This is a genomic window from Mesorhizobium sp. NPDC059025 (assembly GCF_042739655.1).
Taxonomy (GTDB): Bacteria; Pseudomonadota; Alphaproteobacteria; order Rhizobiales; family Rhizobiaceae; genus Mesorhizobium.
In genome coordinates this window covers 280,867-296,765 of the sequence record NZ_JBHYIM010000001.1, presented here as the reverse complement: position 1 = coordinate 296,765, position 15,899 = coordinate 280,867, and the positions used below count along the sequence as shown (strand labels likewise).

Sequence of the window (15,899 nt, the reverse complement as noted above, 5' to 3'; positions counted from 1 at the left end):
TAGCGCGTGAAAAACAAAGGTTCAGGCAGCCTTGCCGGTAGGGCGCAGCATGGAGACCATCACCGTGCGCACGACCGTCTCGACCTTGTCCAGCACAACGCCGTTGGCAGGCAGGTCATTGTTGGCGATGCCCTGAATGATCGACATCATTGCCGGCACCAACGTTTCGAGCTCGAACAGCGGATCGATTTCGCCGCGGTCGAGTGCGGCACCCAGATATTGAAGGAAGATGCCGCGCACCTCGGCGAGATGGTTGCAATAGATCGCGCGCACGCTCTCGCTGCGCGTTGCTTCTGCATGAAACTGTGCAATCAACGCACACGCATCGGTTTCATGCACGAAACGTATGTGTGTCATCGAGCCAAACACCATGCCCTCGACGACATCGCGCTTCGTCAGCATTTCTGCCAGCTTTTCTTCATCATCGCGCCGCGCCGCGGCACAGATCTCCTCGATGATCGCTTCCTTGGAGACAAAATAGCGATAGAGCGCGCCAGGGCTCATGCTTGCCTCGGCGCAGATCTGCTGCATCGAAGCGCCCTGAAAACCTTCGCGGGCGAAGCAGGTCTTGGCGGCGTCGAGAATACGCTGCACCTGCAGCTCGCGGCGCTCGGCACGCGACAGCGCCCGCCCTTCGTCAATCTCGGCTTCCAGCAGCATCTCTATATTGCCAAGCGCGGTTTTCATTGCTATTTCCGAAATGCGAATGATCATTCTCAATTTATGCGAGCGATCATTCTCGGTCAATGTTGAGCCAACGCGAAACACTCCTGACAAAGTCAGGCAACGAAAATCGCGCGAACTCGTTCATAGCGCTTATTGGCGCTTATTGCATTCCGTCCATAGCAGCGAGGGACTAGACCGATGTACCCATCCACCGATCAGGCCTCTCACCCGATTGCGAATGGCGATGCCCCCTATCTGAAGCTCATCGAGGCAATGCGCCCGCTCGCCGGCAAATGGAAGATCGAGATCCTCTGGATACTCGCCCAGCGCCGGCATCGCTTTGGCGAACTGCGGCGCAGCCTGCCAGGCATAACCCAGCACATGCTGACATTGCGCCTGCGCGAGATGGAAGCGGATGGATTGATCAGCCGTACCGTCTATCCGGAGAATGTGCTCAGGGTGGAATATGAAGTCAGTGAGGGTGCCCAACACCTGAAGCCGGCCTTCAGGGCACTGGTCGAATGGTCCGAACAATACGGCCCGCTCGCCAAGCAGCGTGAAGCCCATGCGGTCCGTGAAACCGATCCGATCGTTCGAGCATTGCCGGATATCGCGGCCTGAGCACCGCGATATCCATATTGATCTATGGGCTCGTCTTTGTGTCGTAATCGGCGATATGGCCGAAAACGTAGCCCTTGGCACGCAGCCCGGCGACCAGTGCCGTCAGTTTGTCCCTGCCCTGGAATATGTCCTGGAACATCTCATCATGCATGAGCAGGATGAGCTTGTTCTTGCCGACCGTCCGGCCCGCGGCGAACAAGTGGCCGATCTCGTCGATCAGCCGATCGACCGACTGGACCGGCTTGCCGCTGTCGTCGTGCACCCATTCGAAGTCCCAGCCATAGAGATGAAAGCCCGACGCAGCGACAAACTCGAAGTCGACCTGCTCGCGCTGTGCTTCCTCCAGACTGAGCCCGAAGTCGTCACGGGACATGTAGCGCAACCTGAACACGTCGCGACCCGGCAACCGCGCGGGAATGGGTGGCGGCGCGCTGAGCCCAAGCACCGTGTTTGCTTTCAACATGTCGGCGACAACCCCCTCGGTGTCTGCATAGAAGCGCTCGTAGCGGTTGCTGGCATGGCTGAAACTATGATTGCCCAGCGTGACCAGTGGCAGCGACTTGGCGCGCTTGAGCAGTCCCTCGCGTTCCGGGCTCGCCAGAACGTGCTGACCGACCATGAACATCGCGGCAGGCACCTGCTCTGCCTCAAGGACATCGAGCACGTTGGCAGTGCCGTTGAGCGGGCCATCGTCGAAAGTCAGGAAGATGGTGCGCTCGCCGGCGCCAGCCGGCATGCATGCAGCAAGCACCAGGAACAGCGCCGCACGCAGAACTGCCGGCATCGAAACGCTCCACCCTCGAATATGAGCGGACCAAGTTAGAGGCCCGGCCGTGGGCGTCAAGAAGTCGCCCGCCTCTTTGGCATGGTCTTCGAATTTGAGGTGCGCACTGCAGCGCGTACCCGCCGAACGATCGTCAGTCCGAGAGATATTCCCGTACCAGGAGCCTACCACGATGAAGTTTCGCCTTGGTCGCCTGGCGAGTCTCGCCAAGGCTCTCCGCGATCTCGTCGATCGTCATTTCGCGCAGATCGCGCAACAGCACGACATCGCGATAGTGCGGCGGCAGCGCCTCAATCGCGGCGGCAATATCCAGGGCCAGTTCAGCCTGCGGGCGCGTGCCAAAGGAGCGCTCGAGGTCGAGTTCCGCCAGGGACTGCGGTGCCTGCAACCGCAGAGCGCGTGCCATCCGCGCACATTCCCGCCTCACCACCGTGAAAAGCCAGGCAGAGATTGCTGTCAGTGAACGGATCGTCCCGATCCTGCGCGAGAGCTGCCACAGCGCCTCCTGCGCCGCATCCTCGGCATCGGCCGAACCGCGGCAGCTTGAGCGGGCATAGCGGCGAATGTCAGGTTGAGCGATCTCGAGAACCTTGACGATCGCTTCGCGATCCCCCAGCCGCGCAGCGTCGAAAAGATCCGAAGGAACGCCGTTCATCTGGAACCTACCGCTGCCGCCCCAGTCCCGTCGCGGCGCACATCGGGCAATAGCCGAGCAACCCCGACAGCGCCAAGCCTACACCGGCAACAGCTCCCAGATAGCTGACAGGTGCCGTTAGCCACACCAGCGCAGCAACTGCAGCCACGGCTCCGATGACGACCCGCACCACTTGATGCAGGCTGCCGATGTTCTTGCGATAAAAGGCCATCTCTTGTCTCTCCCGTCCGGCACCATCCCGGCTTCAGGAACAAGAGGCGCGAATCCGGAAAAAGGATTCGCGCTCCGCAAGAATTATCCGAACTTTCCGGTACGCGGAAAACCCTTCGGCACCATGCGGCCGGCGGCAGCGCGATTACCGATCCATTCGGCGAGTTCCTCGCGTGGACGGGTGAAGGTGCGGTCGGCGGAGTCCTGCCAGGAAAGGCCGCTTTCCATGACGAATGTCTTCACATCGAGAACACCGCCGTCCTTGTACTTCTGCAGGCGAACGCCCTTGCCGCGCGCCATTTCAGGAATTTCAGACAGCGCGAACACCAACATCTTGCGATTGTCGCCGACGATGGCGACATGATCGCCGACGGCAGGCAGGCACCGCTTGGCTTCATCCGGCGACTTGATGTTCATCACCTGCTTGCCCTTGCGGGTATTGGCGACCACCTCTTCCTCCGAAACCACGAAACCGTTGCCCTGGTGCGACACCAGAAGCAGCTTCCGCTTCGGATCATGAACAAAGGCTGTGACGATGTCCTGATCGTTCTCCATGTCGACGATGATGCGGATCGGTTCGCCATGGCCGCGGCCACCCGGCAACCGATCAGCGCCGATGGTGTAGAACTTGCCGCCGGTGGTGAAGACCAGGATCTTGTCGGTGGTCTGGGCGTGGAAGGCGAGCTTCAGCCCATCGCCCTCCTTGAAGCTGAAAAGCGAATGATCGGTCAGATGGCCTTTCATGGCGCGCAGCCAGCCCTTTTCCGACACAACCACCGTCACCGGCTCCTTTTCGATCATCGCATGCGCGATGTCGGTCAGGTCATGCTCCGGCGCGTCGGCGAACTGGGTACGACGCGGGCCGAGCTCCTTGTTTTCCTCGGGCCCGAAATCGCGACGGATCTTCTGGATCTCCCAGGCGATGGTCTTCCACTGCTTTTCCACGGAAGCAAGCAGCGATTCGATCTGCTTCTTCTCCTCCGAAAGGCCGTCGAACTCCTTGCGGATTTCGAATTCCTCGAGCTTGCGCAAGGCACGCAGCCGCATATTCAGGATGGCTTCGGCCTGCACATCGGTCAGCGACCAGCGGGCCATCATCACCTGCTTGGGCTCGTCCTCTTCGCGGATGATGCGGATCACCTCGTCGATGTTGAGGTAGGCAATCAGGTAACCGCCGAGGATCTCCAGGCGCTTTTCGATTTCGCCCAGCCGATGCTTCGAGCGGCGCACAAGGACCTCGCGGCGGTGTTCCAGCCATTCCTGAAGCACGCTCTTGAGCGACAGCACGTTCGGCACCTTGCCGCGCGACAGCACATTCATGTTGAGCGGGAAGCGGCTCTCAAGCTCGGTCAGCTTGAACAGCGATTCCATCAAGAGGCCCGGATCGACGGTGCGGCTCTTCGGCACCAGAACGACGCGGATGTCTTCCGCGCTTTCGTCGCGGATATCCTCCAGAAGCGGCAGTTTCCTGGCCATCAGCAGTTCAGCGATCTTCTCGATCAATCGTGACTTCTGGACGCCGTAGGGGATCTCGGTGACCGCGATCACCCAGGTGCCCCTGCCCTGGTCTTCCTGGGTCCATTTCGAACGGACGCGGAAGCCGCCTCTGCCTGTCTCATAGGCATCAAGAATGGATTGGCGGCTGTCGACGATGATGCCGCCGGTCGGGAAATCAGGCCCCTGCACGAACTCGACCAGCTTGGCAACCGGAGCGTCGGGATGATCGATCAGGTGGAGGGCGGCATCGCACAGCTCGGCAACGTTATGCGGCGGCACCGATGTCGCCATGCCCACCGCGATGCCGGATGAGCCATTGGCAAGCAGGTTCGGGAACGCACCCGGCAGGACGATCGGTTCCTCGTCCTCTTCATTATAGGTCGGGCGATAGTCGACGGCATCCTCGGTGATACCGGCGAGCAGTTCCGTCGCGACGTCCGTCATGCGCGCTTCGGTGTAACGCATGGCGGCGGGGTTATCGCCATCTATGTTGCCGAAATTGCCCTGCCCGTCGACCAGCGGATAGCGCATCGAGAAATCTTGCGCGAGACGCACCAGCGCATCGTAGATCGACTGGTCGCCATGCGGGTGGAATTTACCCATCACCTCGCCGACGATGCGGGCGCATTTGGCAAACCCCTGGTCGGGGTTGAGACGCAGCAGCCGCATGGCATGCATGATGCGCCGGTGCACGGGCTTCAGTCCGTCGCGCACGTCCGGCAGGGCGCGATTCATGATCGTCGAAAGCGCGTATGAAAGATAACGATCTTCCAGCGCCTTCTTCAGGTCGACCGACTCGATGTTGTCGTGTCCGCCATTGTCAGGCGGCAAAAGGCTCTTTCCCATGGGTTTGGACTAGCCGAGAGGCTGATTCGCGACAAGAGGCGGCGGGTCAAGCCGTGCCGAGACCGGTCTCACGAAGCGGCAGCCAGGCGAGTAATCCCCATTTCCCCAGCCCGCGGCTGCCATGAAACTGTAACATGAGCCGTTTAAGCGACGGCCCGTCGATGCGGGATGTTGCGTGGACAGCTGCCATGACGTAAGGACCGCGCCTTGCCGCTGCCCGACTTGCCGGATTTGTCTTTTTCCGTGAATGTCGGCCTTTCTTGGCGGGAATGCCTTCTTCCGGCCCAGTTCGTTGCGGACGGGTGAAGGTGCAGATACGAACAGTTTTTCGAGACAGATGCTGTCACTTTTTGGAGCACGCGATGACCATCCACCGCTCAACCTTCCGTAAGTTCGCCTATTCGGCGCTTCTTCTTGCCCTGCCGCTCAATCCGGCTTTCGCTGCCGATACCAAGGCTGTGGCCGAGCGACTGAAGGCCACTTTCGAGAACCAGGGCGTGACCCTCGCCTGGACCGGTGTTTCCGGCGACACCTCCAACATGGTGCTGGAAGGCGTGACGATCGCCCCCGCCGGCGACAAGGAACCGCTGAAAATCGGCAACGTCACCTTCAAGAACGTGGCTGACGCCAATGGCGGCTACGTCGTTGACACGGTCTCGACCGAGGCCTTCACGCAGGAGAAGGACGGCGCCAAGTTCGAGATTAGCCCCTTTGTCATCACGGGCATGACCATCCCCGGCGAAGGCAACACCGATCCGGTCGACTCACTGCTGATGTATAAGTCGGGCCAGCTCGACAGCCTCTCGGTAAAGGTTGGCGACAAGACCGCGTTCTCAGTCAGCAACGCTAAAGTCGACATCGTGCCGCCGGCCGACGGCAAGGCACTGAGCTTCACCGGCGGCGCCGAGAAATTCACCGGTGACCTGTCGCTGGTGCAGGACCCGGACTCCAAGGCGATGATCGATGCGCTTGGCTACCAGAACGTTTCCGGCAAGTTCGACATGGCCGGCACCTGGGAGCCGAAGGAAGGCAAGATGGACCTGTCGAAGTACGACATCACCGTCGACAATGCCGGAACGCTCGGCATGGCCTTCTCGCTGGGTGGCTACACCACCGACTTCATCAAGTCGCTGCAGGACCTCCAGAAGAAGATGGCTGCATCACCCGAGGGCGCAGACAAGTCGGCTGAAGGCATGGCAGTGCTCGGCCTGATGCAGCAGTTGACCTTCAACAGCGCCTCGATCCGCTTCGCCGACAATTCGCTGACCAACAAGGTGCTGGAGTTCGTCGCCAAGAAGCAGAACATGCAGGCGAAGGACATTGCCAACCAGGCCAAGGCCATCGTGCCGTTCGGCATGGCGCAGATCAATAACCCCGAACTGACCGCACAGGTCACCAAGGCTGTCAGCGACTATCTCGACAACCCCCAGAACCTGGTGATCGCCGCCAAACCGGCCAGCCCGGTTCCATTCGCACTGATCGCCGCTGGCGCTATGGCTAGCCCCGCGGATCTCACCAAGACGCTCGGCGTGACCGTCACCGCCAACGGCAACTGAGGCATCCGCCGGAAAACAAAAAGGCCGCCCTCGGGCGGCCTTTTTCATATTTGAACCCACTGCCGTGCAGCAGGCAGGGTTGAAAATCCTAAGCCCTGCTCAGGGCAACGTCTGTGTGGGGACGAACCGGCAGGAGCGCCGCCAACAGATCATCGTCGACTGGCTCGAGGTCGATCGTGCCGACCGTCTCGCCGTCCACGAAGTTCAGCGCAGCACGATAGCGCCGTGCCAGCGTCTTCATCGCCTGGTTCTGCGGGTGGGTGGTGACACGCAGCCGCGTATAGCCCAGTCCACGCGCCTGCGCGATCAGGCGCTCGAACAGGTGGCCGCCAATACCGCGGTGCTGCAGCTGACGTTCGACGCTGAAGGCGATCTCGGCGGTCGGCTGGGCGTCCTCCGGCCGCTCATGCAGTTCGGCGGCACCCAGCACCATATCGTCCTCGACATAGCCGATGACCGTGGTGCCGTCCGCAAAGCTGCGCTCGGCATAGGAGGCTATGAAGGCGTCGTCGGTCAGCCCGTTGAAGCGATCTCGCCGGCTTTCGGCGTCCAGCCTCAGCAAATGGTCGCGGAATCGCGGCAATTCGGAGGGTCTGAGCTGGCGGATGGTTCCCGTCAAGGGAACGCTGTTTGTAATCTGTCTTTCCATGTCGCACTCCTCAAGGGTTCCTCCCCGAGTCGGTGCTCGACGCCGCATATATTGTGCAGCGCACCATGGTTTGCAAGATCACCCAACGTAACGTTTACGTCAAGGTAAATACAACACGTCAATTCCCCGCCCAGACGTCCAGCACGTAGCGGTTTTCTTTGGCCAGGCGTTCGATCCAGGCATCGGCCTCCTGCGGATCGGCATCAGTCTCCTCCGCATACAGACGTGTCAGCGCGCGTTTTACATCCGGTTCCATCCGGCTGCCGTCGCCGCAGACATAGATATGCGCTCCATCCTCGATCAGCCTCCAGACGGCACCCCCATTCTTGCGGATAAGGTCCTGCACGTAGGTCCGTTCGCCATCATGGCGCGAGAAAGCGACATGCAGTTCGACAAGACCGGCCGAAGCCATCGTTTCAAGCTCCTCCCGGTAGAGAAAATCCTGCTCCGGGTGACGACAGCCGAAGAACAGCATCGCCGGCGCCAGTGCCTCGCCGGCCCTTGCCATGACGGCCCGTTCCTGCAGGAAGGCACGGAATGGCGCCAATCCGGTGCCCGGCCCAACCATGATCAGAGGCCGCGCCCGATCATCCGGCAGGCGGAAACCCGCCTTGGTCTCGCGCGTGGTGGCATGAATGACGGCCCCCTCGGCTGCCTGCGCCAGATGGTTGGAACAGGCGCCGCGATAAATGCCGTTGCCCGACCGCGCCGGACCATCGACCACACCAACGGTGATCGAGCAGCGCCCAGCCTGTGAAGACGGCGATGACGAGATGGAATAATAGCGCGGCGCCAGCAGCGGCAGCATTTCAAGATATTGCCCGAAGGAAAGTTCACAGGCCGGGAACTGTTCGAGCAGATCCAGAACGGACCGGCGCCTGGCGAACACTTCGGTCTTGTAGGGATCAACACCGTCCTTGGCTTCGCTGACCAGCGCCTCAAGCTGTGGTTTGGTGAAGGGACAGCGGGTAGCCGCCGCCATCGCCTGGATCTGCTTGCGCGTGGCGACGGCCTGCAATTCCACGTAGTCGGAGAGAATGCGACGTATGGCGACCGGACCGTCGGCCGGAAACGGCGCCTGCCGTCCACCTGTGGTTTTCAGCCGCACCTGTGCATCGGCTGCAAAGCCGAAACGCTTCTCGACCCTTTCGACCAGCGCCGGGTCGTTGACCGGGACCACACAAAGATGATCGCCGGCGCGATAGTCGACACCATGCGGCAGCGCCACCTCGACATGACGGGTAGAACGGCCGGACCCGGACGATTGCAGCTCGCGATTGCCGACAACTGTCATCGCTACCGCGCCAGACTGGTATACGACCGGGTTCACCGGCTGCCCGGAGACGATCTCGACCTGGTAGAGAGGTTCTGCCTCCGCCTGCTCCGAAAAATCGATATCGAGCCCCAGCGCTTCCCCGAGCGACGGAAACAGGCCCTTGAACCAGTCCTGGAATTGGCCATCGAGATCCTCGCGCGCGTCGCCCTCACCGCGCTGTGTGATGCGCTGGGCACCCAGGGCCTCAAGGCGCTCGTCGATACGCCGCGGCGTAGCCTGGAAAGTTGAGGCCCAGTCACGGTTGCCGCAGCCGAACACCAGATAGCTGACGCCCTTGGCCGCGTCCGGCTCTGCTTTTTCCAGCCATTCGATGAATCGCGTCGCGTTGTCCGGTGGGGCACCGTTGTAGGAAGCGCTGGCAATCACCACCGCACCTTGCGTCGGCAGGTTGCCGACCCTGGCGTCGAGTTCATCCATGACGACGTCAAACCCGTTCAGTTCACCGGCCTGGGCAATCGCCCGGGCAAGATCTTCCGTCGTGCCAAGGTTGGAGCCGTAAAGCACGGTCAGCGGCGTCCCGTGTTTCGGTCGTCTGGCAACCTGCGGTGCCGGTTGCGCGGCTTGATCGCCCAACGCGGCACCTGGAATCACCGTCCCGCGCGTTCGACCTGGGCGGGGTTTCACCCTCATGCGGAAGCCATCCGGCTTGATCGACATCGTTTCCTTGATACGCAGCTGGTATTTCTGGTGGTCGAACAACTGGAAACGCTGCAGGATCATGCCGATCACCAGCGTCGCCTCCTGCATGGCGAACTGACGGCCGATGCAGGCGCGCTGACCATTGCCCCATGGTTTGAAGGCATGTGCGGGCCGCGCAGCCTCGGCTTCGCGCGTGAAATGATCGGGATTGAAACGCTCGGGCTCCGCTCCCCAGATCGAAGGGTCGCGGTGCAGCATCAGCGTCAGCAGTGTGGTGAAGGTGTTTTTCTTCACCTTGTACCGACCGCCGAGCATTTCGTCATTGTAGGGATAGAGGCCGATCGCCGGCGCTGTTGGCCACAATCTCAACGCTTCGTTGAGCACCTGCTGCACGTAGGTGAGATGATTGACCTGGCCGATCGTCGGCATGGCACCAATGTCGTTGCCGAGCACACGATCGACCTCTTCATAGGCCTTTTCCAGGACCTCCGGGTTGTTGAGCAGGAAATAGAGCGTGAAGGACATCAGGCCCGACGTCGTCTCGTGACCGGCGATCAGGAAGGTGATGATCTGGTAGCGGATGTTTTCGTCGGACAGGCTTTCACCGGTTGTCTTGTCGACGCCGGCCAGCATGAAGTTGAGGAGGTCCTTCTGCGCCTGGTCACCGCCGCCGCGGCGCCGCTCGCGCACGATGTCGTCGACCAGTTTCGACATGAAGGTCACGTCGGTCTTCAACTGCTCCAGCCGCTTGCGCAGGATCACCTTCTCGAATGGCAGACCGCGCTGCACCATGCACGTCTCGAGCGTGCGCGTCAGGGCGTCGATGAAGGGATGGTAGTCGCGCCGGTAGAAGGAGTTGAAACGATAGTCGAAGCCGCAGACCCCGATGGTGTCGAGGGCCAGCGCCGTCATGTCATGCACCACATCGATGTCGTCATCGACGTTGAGTCGCTCCCACTTCATGCAGAGTTGACCGGCAATGTCCTGCATCAACGGCAGATAGCCGGCCATGGCACGCTGCGCGAAGGTTGGAAGCAGGATGTTGTGGGCCTTCGTCCAGTTGTCCTCCTGCGTGTAGGCCGTGAAAAGTCCGTCGCCGGCGGCGGATCGCACGCGCCGCAGCGAGCCGCGCACTGCCTTGTCGAAGCGACTCTCGTCGCAGATTTCCTCGACCAGCGAAGCTCCCGACACCACCACCATCGGCGTGCCCATCATGTCGAGGCGGAAGATAGGCCCAAGCTCGCGCGCAAGCTGCATCAGGCTTTGGAGAGGCGTCTCGGTATCCACCGTCAGCATATTGCCGACGATCGGCCTTTTGGGCGGACCTGGGATCCTGCCGAATCCGGTGTCCTGCGCCATGCGCGCCCTCCCTCAGACTTGCATCCGGTTCTGTTCCCTAGAGCGTTTCCGTTTTTCACGGAAACGCGGAAACGCTCCAGCCTTTTGTTTTTGCGCAATTCCGGACGGAAAACCGCCCCACACTTTTCCTGGAATTGCCCTAGCCGGGATAATCGTGAGTTTCAGCTGAAACGCAAGGATGTGGAGCTTCTGGCCTCCCGTTGAACCGGTGACGCAGCGGAAAGGAAGGTCGCTCGATATTTTCCTTCAAAAAGTTGACGAAAAATGTCATATATACGGAAGTCCAGTCTAGAATTATTCCAGACTATGCGCCATATTCGCCCTAACACGTGCTTTGCGAAGGAGCGACCATGCGGCTCACGCGTCAAACCAACTATGCCATGCGGATCCTGATGTATTGTGCGGCCAATGACGACCGCCTCAGCCGCATTCCCGAAATAGCCGCCGCCTACACGGTGTCGGAACTGTTCCTGTTCAAGATCCTGCAGCCACTGGTCGAACATGGGCTGGTGGAAACCGTGCGCGGGCGCAACGGTGGCGTCAGGCTCGGCAAACCAGCTGCCGAGATCAGCCTGTTCGATGTCGTGCGCATCACCGAGGAGAATTTCGCCATGGCGGAATGCTTCGAGGCCGACGCAGACTGCCCGCTGATCGACAGCTGCGCGCTGAATTCCGCGCTGCGCGAGGCACTGAACGCGTTCTTCGAGGTACTCGGCCGCTACACCATCGCCGATCTGGTCGCCGCGCGTCCGAATGTGCGCTCGCTGCTCGGCATCGATCTTCTGGAACGCCGCGCCCCTGCCGCCTGAGGCTGGGGCTCGCTCTACATCGCCACCGATTGCGGCAGCACGAACGGCACGTCGCCGGTCGGCAGCACGCCGACGCGCATGCGGCAGTCGAAGACCTTTTCGATCAGGCTGTCGCTGAGCACGGCAGACGGTGTTCCTGCCGCAGCCAGTGAACCGCGATGCATGACGAAGATGCGGTCGGCATACATCGCCGTCAGGTTGAGGTCGTGCAGGATGGTGACGACGCCGCCTCCCCGCTTCGCGAAATCGCGCGCGATGTCCATGATGATGAGCTGGTGCTTGACGTCCAGGCTCGACACCGGCTCGTCGAGGAACAGATAGCGCGGCCTGCTGTCCAGCACCGGCGCCCATACCTGGCAAAGCACGCGGGCCAGTTGCACGCGCTGCTGCTCGCCGCCCGACAGTTCCTGGTAGAAACGTCCCGCGAAGCCATCCAGGTCGACCTTCGCCAGTGCCCGTTCGGGCAGGCGCTCGTTCTCACCGGCCAGCGCCCCAGATCGTCCGCCGATCAACCCAAGCCGAACGATTTCATGCACGGTGAACGGAAAGGCGAGCGAAGTTGCCTGTGGCAGCACTGCACGCATCCCAGCCGCTTCCACCGGGCGCGTCGCCGATACTTCACGGCCATTGATGGTGATCGAGCCATCGTAGCCGAGGTCCCCTGACAGAGCCTTGAGGAAGGTTGTCTTGCCCGAACCGTTCGGGCCGACTATAGCCGCGATCTCGCCAGGACGAGCCTCGAAATCGATACCGGAGACGATGCGCTTTCCGGCAAGCTTTACTGAGACATCACGGGCTTCGATCATGGCTGATCTCACAGGTCAATGACGCCGCGCTTGCGCAGCAGTATCCACAGGAAGAACGGACCACCAACCGTTGCGGTGATGATGCCGATCGGCAGTTCGGCCGGCGCAACGATGGTACGCGAGACGGTATCGGCCAGAATGAGCAGCGAAGCACCAAGCAACGCCGAGGCCGGCAACAGGTAACGGTTGTCCGGACCGATGGTCAGCCGCAACAGATGCGGCACCACAATGCCGACAAAGCCGATACCGCCGCTGACAGCGACCGATGCGCCAACAGCCGCCGAAACGCCGGCAATGGCAATATATTTCAGCTTTTGCACCTGAATACCGAGATGGTTCGCCGTGGCCTCGCCGAGTGACAGCGCATTCAGCCCGCGCGCAAAGAACGGCATCGCCACCAGTGCGACGAGCATGACGGGGCCGGCGGTGCCGATCTTGGTCCAGGTCGCGCCAGCCAGCGAGCCGAGCTGCCAGAAAGTGAGATCGCGCAACTGGCGATCGTCGGCCATGTAGATCAGCACGCCGGTGAGAGCCATGGCGAGCGCCGACAGCGCGATACCAGCCAAAAGCATGGTTGCAACGGAGGTCCGGCCCTGGCGCGTCGCCACCTGATAGAGGATCAGTGTCGTGACCAGACCGCCAAGGAAGGCCGCGAGCGGCAGCGCCAACGGCCCCAGGAGCGTGGTGAAGGGCGCAAGCGCCGTGCCACCCAGCACGATGACCGAAACCGCACCGAGCCCTGCACCGGCCGAGACGCCGACGATGCCGGGGTCGGCCAGCGGGTTGCGGAACAGACCCTGCATGACGGCACCGGACACCGCTAGTGCCGCACCGATCAGCGCACCGAGGACGACACGCGGCAGGCGGATGTCATAGATGATGATGCGGTCGCGAGCACTCAACACGCGATCGGCCGCGTCCGGACCGGAGAACCAGTCGCGCAGGGCATCGACAGCCGACGCGTCTGAGGCGCCCGCAGTCAGACTGAACAGCGCGACAGCTAACAGCAGCACCGCCAGCAGGACGATGGCGAGGCGCGCACGCGCCGAGCGATCGCCGGCTGCCTTGCGCGCCATCAAGCCGGATGGACCGGCAATGGAATGATCAACCATGGCACACGCCGCTCAATCGGCGATCTTGTTGCCGTAGAAAGCTGCGGCGAGATCATGAATGGCGTAGGCAGTGCGTGGGCCAAAGCCGAGAAGATAGGCGCCGTTCATGCGGATCACCTTCTTCTCCTTGCCGGCCGGCGTCTCGGCGATCGCCGGATTGCCAAACAGCGCCTCGTCCGAAACCGGCGGACCGGCATGTGTCATCATCAGGATGACATCCGGCGCAGCGGTCACCACCGCTTCATCGGCGAGTTGCTTGTAGCCGGGCACTTCGGCGGCCACATTGATGGCACCCGCCATCTTGATGATGCCATCAGCTGCAGTGTTGGATCCCGCAGCAAGGATCTTGCCATTCTGCATCGACAGGACGAACAGCACCCGCTTGCGGTCCTTGACGTCCGCCGTCTGTTTTTCCGCCGCCTTCAGCTTTGTATCGAGGTCTGCGGCAAGTTTCTCGGCCTTGGCGTCGGCGCCGAGCGCCTTGCCGACAATGCGGATTTTTTCCAGCACTCCGGCGTGATCGTAAGTTTCAGGTACTTCGATGAAGGGCACGCTGCTCTTCTTCAGGACATCGATCGCGTCCTTCGGGCCACTGCCCTTGAGCGCCAGGATCCCGGTCGGGTTGACCGAAAGCACGCCTTCCGGCGAAAGCGCACGCATATAGCCGACATCCGGCAGCTTGAGGGCCGCCTCCGGGTAAACGCTGGTGGAATCGCGGGCAACGAGCTTGCCCTCCTCGCCCAGCGCATAGACGATCTCTGTGACAGCCCCACCAACGGCAACGATGCGCTTGGTGTCGGAGAACACGGCGCCGTTCTCACTTGCCACCGCAGCCACAACTGGCATGGTCGCCAGCGCGGTGCCGAAAACGGCCACCCGCACCAGCCACTTCATGACGGCACGCATCACGCGGCGCTCTGCTCTGCCAGGCGCGGCAGAGCTTCCGCCAGCGAGCGCCAGTCGGCGCGCTCGACTTCGCCTTCGTGGCGTTTTCCAAAGAACTGGATGATCATCTTGCCGTCGGCATCATAGGCCTCCAGCGACGTGACGTGGCCGTCCTTGGTCGGCTTGCGCACCGCCCAGGCCTCGGCGATGTGATCAGCACGCAGATGCAGATGGAAGGTCTCGTCGAAAATATTGATCCATGGCCCCATCGGGCTGACCGACTTGACCGGACCGGAATGGATCTGGATGCAGCCGCGGTTGCCGACGAAGCACATGATCGGCTGGCCGCTTGCGGAAGCGCCCTGGAACATCGCCATCACAGCGGACGGATCGAGTTTCCAGGCATAATCCTGGCCGATCATCCGCACCGCCTGCTGGCGGCTGAGTTTCAGTGTGCGCAGCATGCCGAAGAACTGATGCGTGTCCGTCAGCTTGCTCCAGCGCTCGCGCAGGTCTTCGACCGTCTGCGGTGTCAGTTCGCCCGGAGCATCGTCCTCGGCGACAGTGCCGAGAGCAATCGTCGGCTCCTGGTTCGACGACACAAGCTGGTCGACCAGCTTCTGATAGGCATAGAGGTTGGATGCCGGCCTCAGATGCACCTTGTGCACGGCTTCACCCGCAGCATCGAAGAACTGCAGGCTGCGACGGATGTCATCGCCGTCGCGCTTTTCGACGGCAAAACCGTGCGCCCACACCTTGGGGAAGATGCGAAGGTCGATGTTTTCGCCCAGCGCCATCGCCGTGTGCTCGCCGGTGACAACCTTGTCGTAGACACCGATCTTTTCGTGGACCGCGCTTTCGTTGCGGGTCAGCGCCATGACCTCACCGACCGGCTCCAGGCCAGTCAGCAGGTCATTGACGCGCGGCTCGACGCGCGTCACCCCTTCGCCGCAATGCGCGGCCACCAGTTCGGCTTCCGAAATGCCGAGCTGTGCGGCGAGATCGCGCTCGCGCATTTTGGGGTTTTCCGCTCGCGTCCGCCGAATTTCGTGCGGGGCTGGCTTTACGCGCTGGTCCATTTCCGTCCCTACCCTTGCTGCCTTACTTGTTGAGGATGAGCTTACCCTGGCGGGTGATCTTGAGCCGGTAGAGAGCGCCATGGTGCTCGATGCCGATCTCGTGTTCGCCCTGGAAAAGCGAATTGCTGGTGAGCGTCCTGACCGAAAGCGGCATCCGTTCGACACGCAATTGCGCCTGCGCTTCAGGCCGGCGGTAGCGGAAACGGAAGTCGTCAGGGTTGTGCGTGTTCATCGTGGTCCACTCCTGATCTCGCCGGGTCGCGCCCGGCTTCCTGCAAAAGGCCGATTCATTTGTTGACTTGAATACTCATGTTTATTAGTCAGTGCAATACCGGACTAGATGAGTCAACATTTAACATACCGGGCGAACGAAAAAGATGCGAGCCAGCC

General features: G+C 61.5%; 15 protein-coding genes. 3 read left to right on the top strand and 12 right to left on the bottom strand.

Translation table 11 applies throughout. The features are described 5' to 3' along the window. Nucleotides 1-21: 21 nt before the first annotated feature. Nucleotides 22-687 (bottom strand): TetR/AcrR family transcriptional regulator, encoded by a 666-nt coding sequence (locus ACFWYE_RS01360; protein ID WP_379109115.1) that lies wholly within the window; start codon nucleotides 685-687, stop codon nucleotides 22-24. A 252-nt stretch (nucleotides 688-939) separates the two neighbouring features. On the opposite strand from ACFWYE_RS01360, the gene ACFWYE_RS01355 reads away from it, so the two are divergent. Further along, complete coding sequence (locus ACFWYE_RS01355) at nucleotides 940-1,287, top strand: winged helix-turn-helix transcriptional regulator (RefSeq protein WP_379073015.1); 348 nt, start codon at nucleotides 940-942, stop codon at nucleotides 1,285-1,287. A 22-nt stretch (nucleotides 1,288-1,309) separates the two neighbouring features. Here the strand turns inward: ACFWYE_RS01355 and ACFWYE_RS01350 are convergent, their stop codons facing one another. The 4 genes from ACFWYE_RS01350 to parC form a co-directional block, all read right to left on the bottom strand. Beyond that, a complete protein-coding gene (locus ACFWYE_RS01350; protein ID WP_379070035.1) occupies nucleotides 1,310-2,071 on the bottom strand; it encodes a polysaccharide deacetylase family protein in 762 nt (253 codons plus the stop codon). Nucleotides 2,072-2,204: 133 nt separating this feature from the next. After that, on the bottom strand, nucleotides 2,205-2,726 hold the full coding sequence (locus tag ACFWYE_RS01345) for an RNA polymerase sigma factor (RefSeq protein WP_379109113.1): 522 nt from the start codon (nucleotides 2,724-2,726) through the stop codon (nucleotides 2,205-2,207). A gap of 7 nt (nucleotides 2,727-2,733) precedes the next feature. Continuing rightward, nucleotides 2,734-2,937: a YgaP-like transmembrane domain gene (locus ACFWYE_RS01340; RefSeq protein WP_379109112.1), complete on the bottom strand. Its 204-nt coding sequence runs from the start codon at nucleotides 2,935-2,937 to the stop codon at nucleotides 2,734-2,736. An 83-nt stretch (nucleotides 2,938-3,020) separates the two neighbouring features. After that, on the bottom strand, nucleotides 3,021-5,279 hold the full coding sequence (gene parC, locus ACFWYE_RS01335; RefSeq protein ID WP_379109110.1) for a DNA topoisomerase IV subunit A: 2,259 nt from the start codon (nucleotides 5,277-5,279) through the stop codon (nucleotides 3,021-3,023). 362 nt (nucleotides 5,280-5,641) lie between these two features. Here parC and ACFWYE_RS01330 point away from each other — a divergent pair, with 362 nt between their 5' ends. After that, nucleotides 5,642-6,835, top strand: coding sequence for a hypothetical protein (locus ACFWYE_RS01330; protein ID WP_379109108.1), 1,194 nt, complete (start codon nucleotides 5,642-5,644; stop codon nucleotides 6,833-6,835). An 88-nt stretch (nucleotides 6,836-6,923) separates the two neighbouring features. On the opposite strand, the gene ACFWYE_RS01325 is transcribed toward ACFWYE_RS01330, so the two are convergent. After that, nucleotides 6,924-7,484 carry a GNAT family N-acetyltransferase gene (locus ACFWYE_RS01325; RefSeq protein WP_379070019.1) on the bottom strand — a complete coding sequence of 187 codons (561 nt, stop codon included), beginning with the start codon at nucleotides 7,482-7,484 and terminating at the stop codon, nucleotides 6,924-6,926. 118 nt (nucleotides 7,485-7,602) lie between these two features. Next, nucleotides 7,603-10,818 carry a bifunctional cytochrome P450/NADPH--P450 reductase gene (locus tag ACFWYE_RS01320; RefSeq protein WP_379109107.1) on the bottom strand — a complete coding sequence of 1,072 codons (3,216 nt, stop codon included), beginning with the start codon at nucleotides 10,816-10,818 and terminating at the stop codon, nucleotides 7,603-7,605. Nucleotides 10,819-11,168: 350 nt separating this feature from the next. On the opposite strand from ACFWYE_RS01320, the gene rirA reads away from it, so the two are divergent. Next, nucleotides 11,169-11,627 carry an iron-responsive transcriptional regulator RirA gene (gene rirA / locus ACFWYE_RS01315; protein WP_379070013.1) on the top strand — a complete coding sequence of 153 codons (459 nt, stop codon included), beginning with the start codon at nucleotides 11,169-11,171 and terminating at the stop codon, nucleotides 11,625-11,627. Between the two features lie 14 nt (nucleotides 11,628-11,641). On the opposite strand, the gene ACFWYE_RS01310 is transcribed toward rirA, so the two are convergent. Genes ACFWYE_RS01310 through hemP form a run of 5 tightly spaced genes read right to left on the bottom strand, consistent with a single transcriptional unit; the run spans nucleotide 11,642 to nucleotide 15,741 of the window. Continuing rightward, nucleotides 11,642-12,433, bottom strand: a complete 792-nt coding sequence (locus ACFWYE_RS01310) for a heme ABC transporter ATP-binding protein (RefSeq protein ID WP_379109105.1) — start codon at nucleotides 12,431-12,433, stop codon at nucleotides 11,642-11,644. 8 nt (nucleotides 12,434-12,441) lie between these two features. Then, on the bottom strand, nucleotides 12,442-13,545 hold the full coding sequence (locus tag ACFWYE_RS01305; protein WP_379070007.1) for a FecCD family ABC transporter permease: 1,104 nt from the start codon (nucleotides 13,543-13,545) through the stop codon (nucleotides 12,442-12,444). 12 nt (nucleotides 13,546-13,557) lie between these two features. Next, nucleotides 13,558-14,451, bottom strand: a complete 894-nt coding sequence (locus ACFWYE_RS01300; RefSeq protein ID WP_379109738.1) for a hemin ABC transporter substrate-binding protein — start codon at nucleotides 14,449-14,451, stop codon at nucleotides 13,558-13,560. Further along, complete coding sequence (locus ACFWYE_RS01295; protein WP_379109104.1) at nucleotides 14,451-15,509, bottom strand: hemin-degrading factor; 1,059 nt, start codon at nucleotides 15,507-15,509, stop codon at nucleotides 14,451-14,453. Before ACFWYE_RS01295 ends, ACFWYE_RS01300 begins: the two co-directional genes overlap by 1 nt. A 22-nt stretch (nucleotides 15,510-15,531) precedes the next feature. After that, nucleotides 15,532-15,741, bottom strand: coding sequence for a hemin uptake protein HemP (gene hemP / locus ACFWYE_RS01290; RefSeq protein ID WP_054311199.1), 210 nt, complete (start codon nucleotides 15,739-15,741; stop codon nucleotides 15,532-15,534). Between the last annotated feature and the right edge of the window lie 158 nt (nucleotides 15,742-15,899).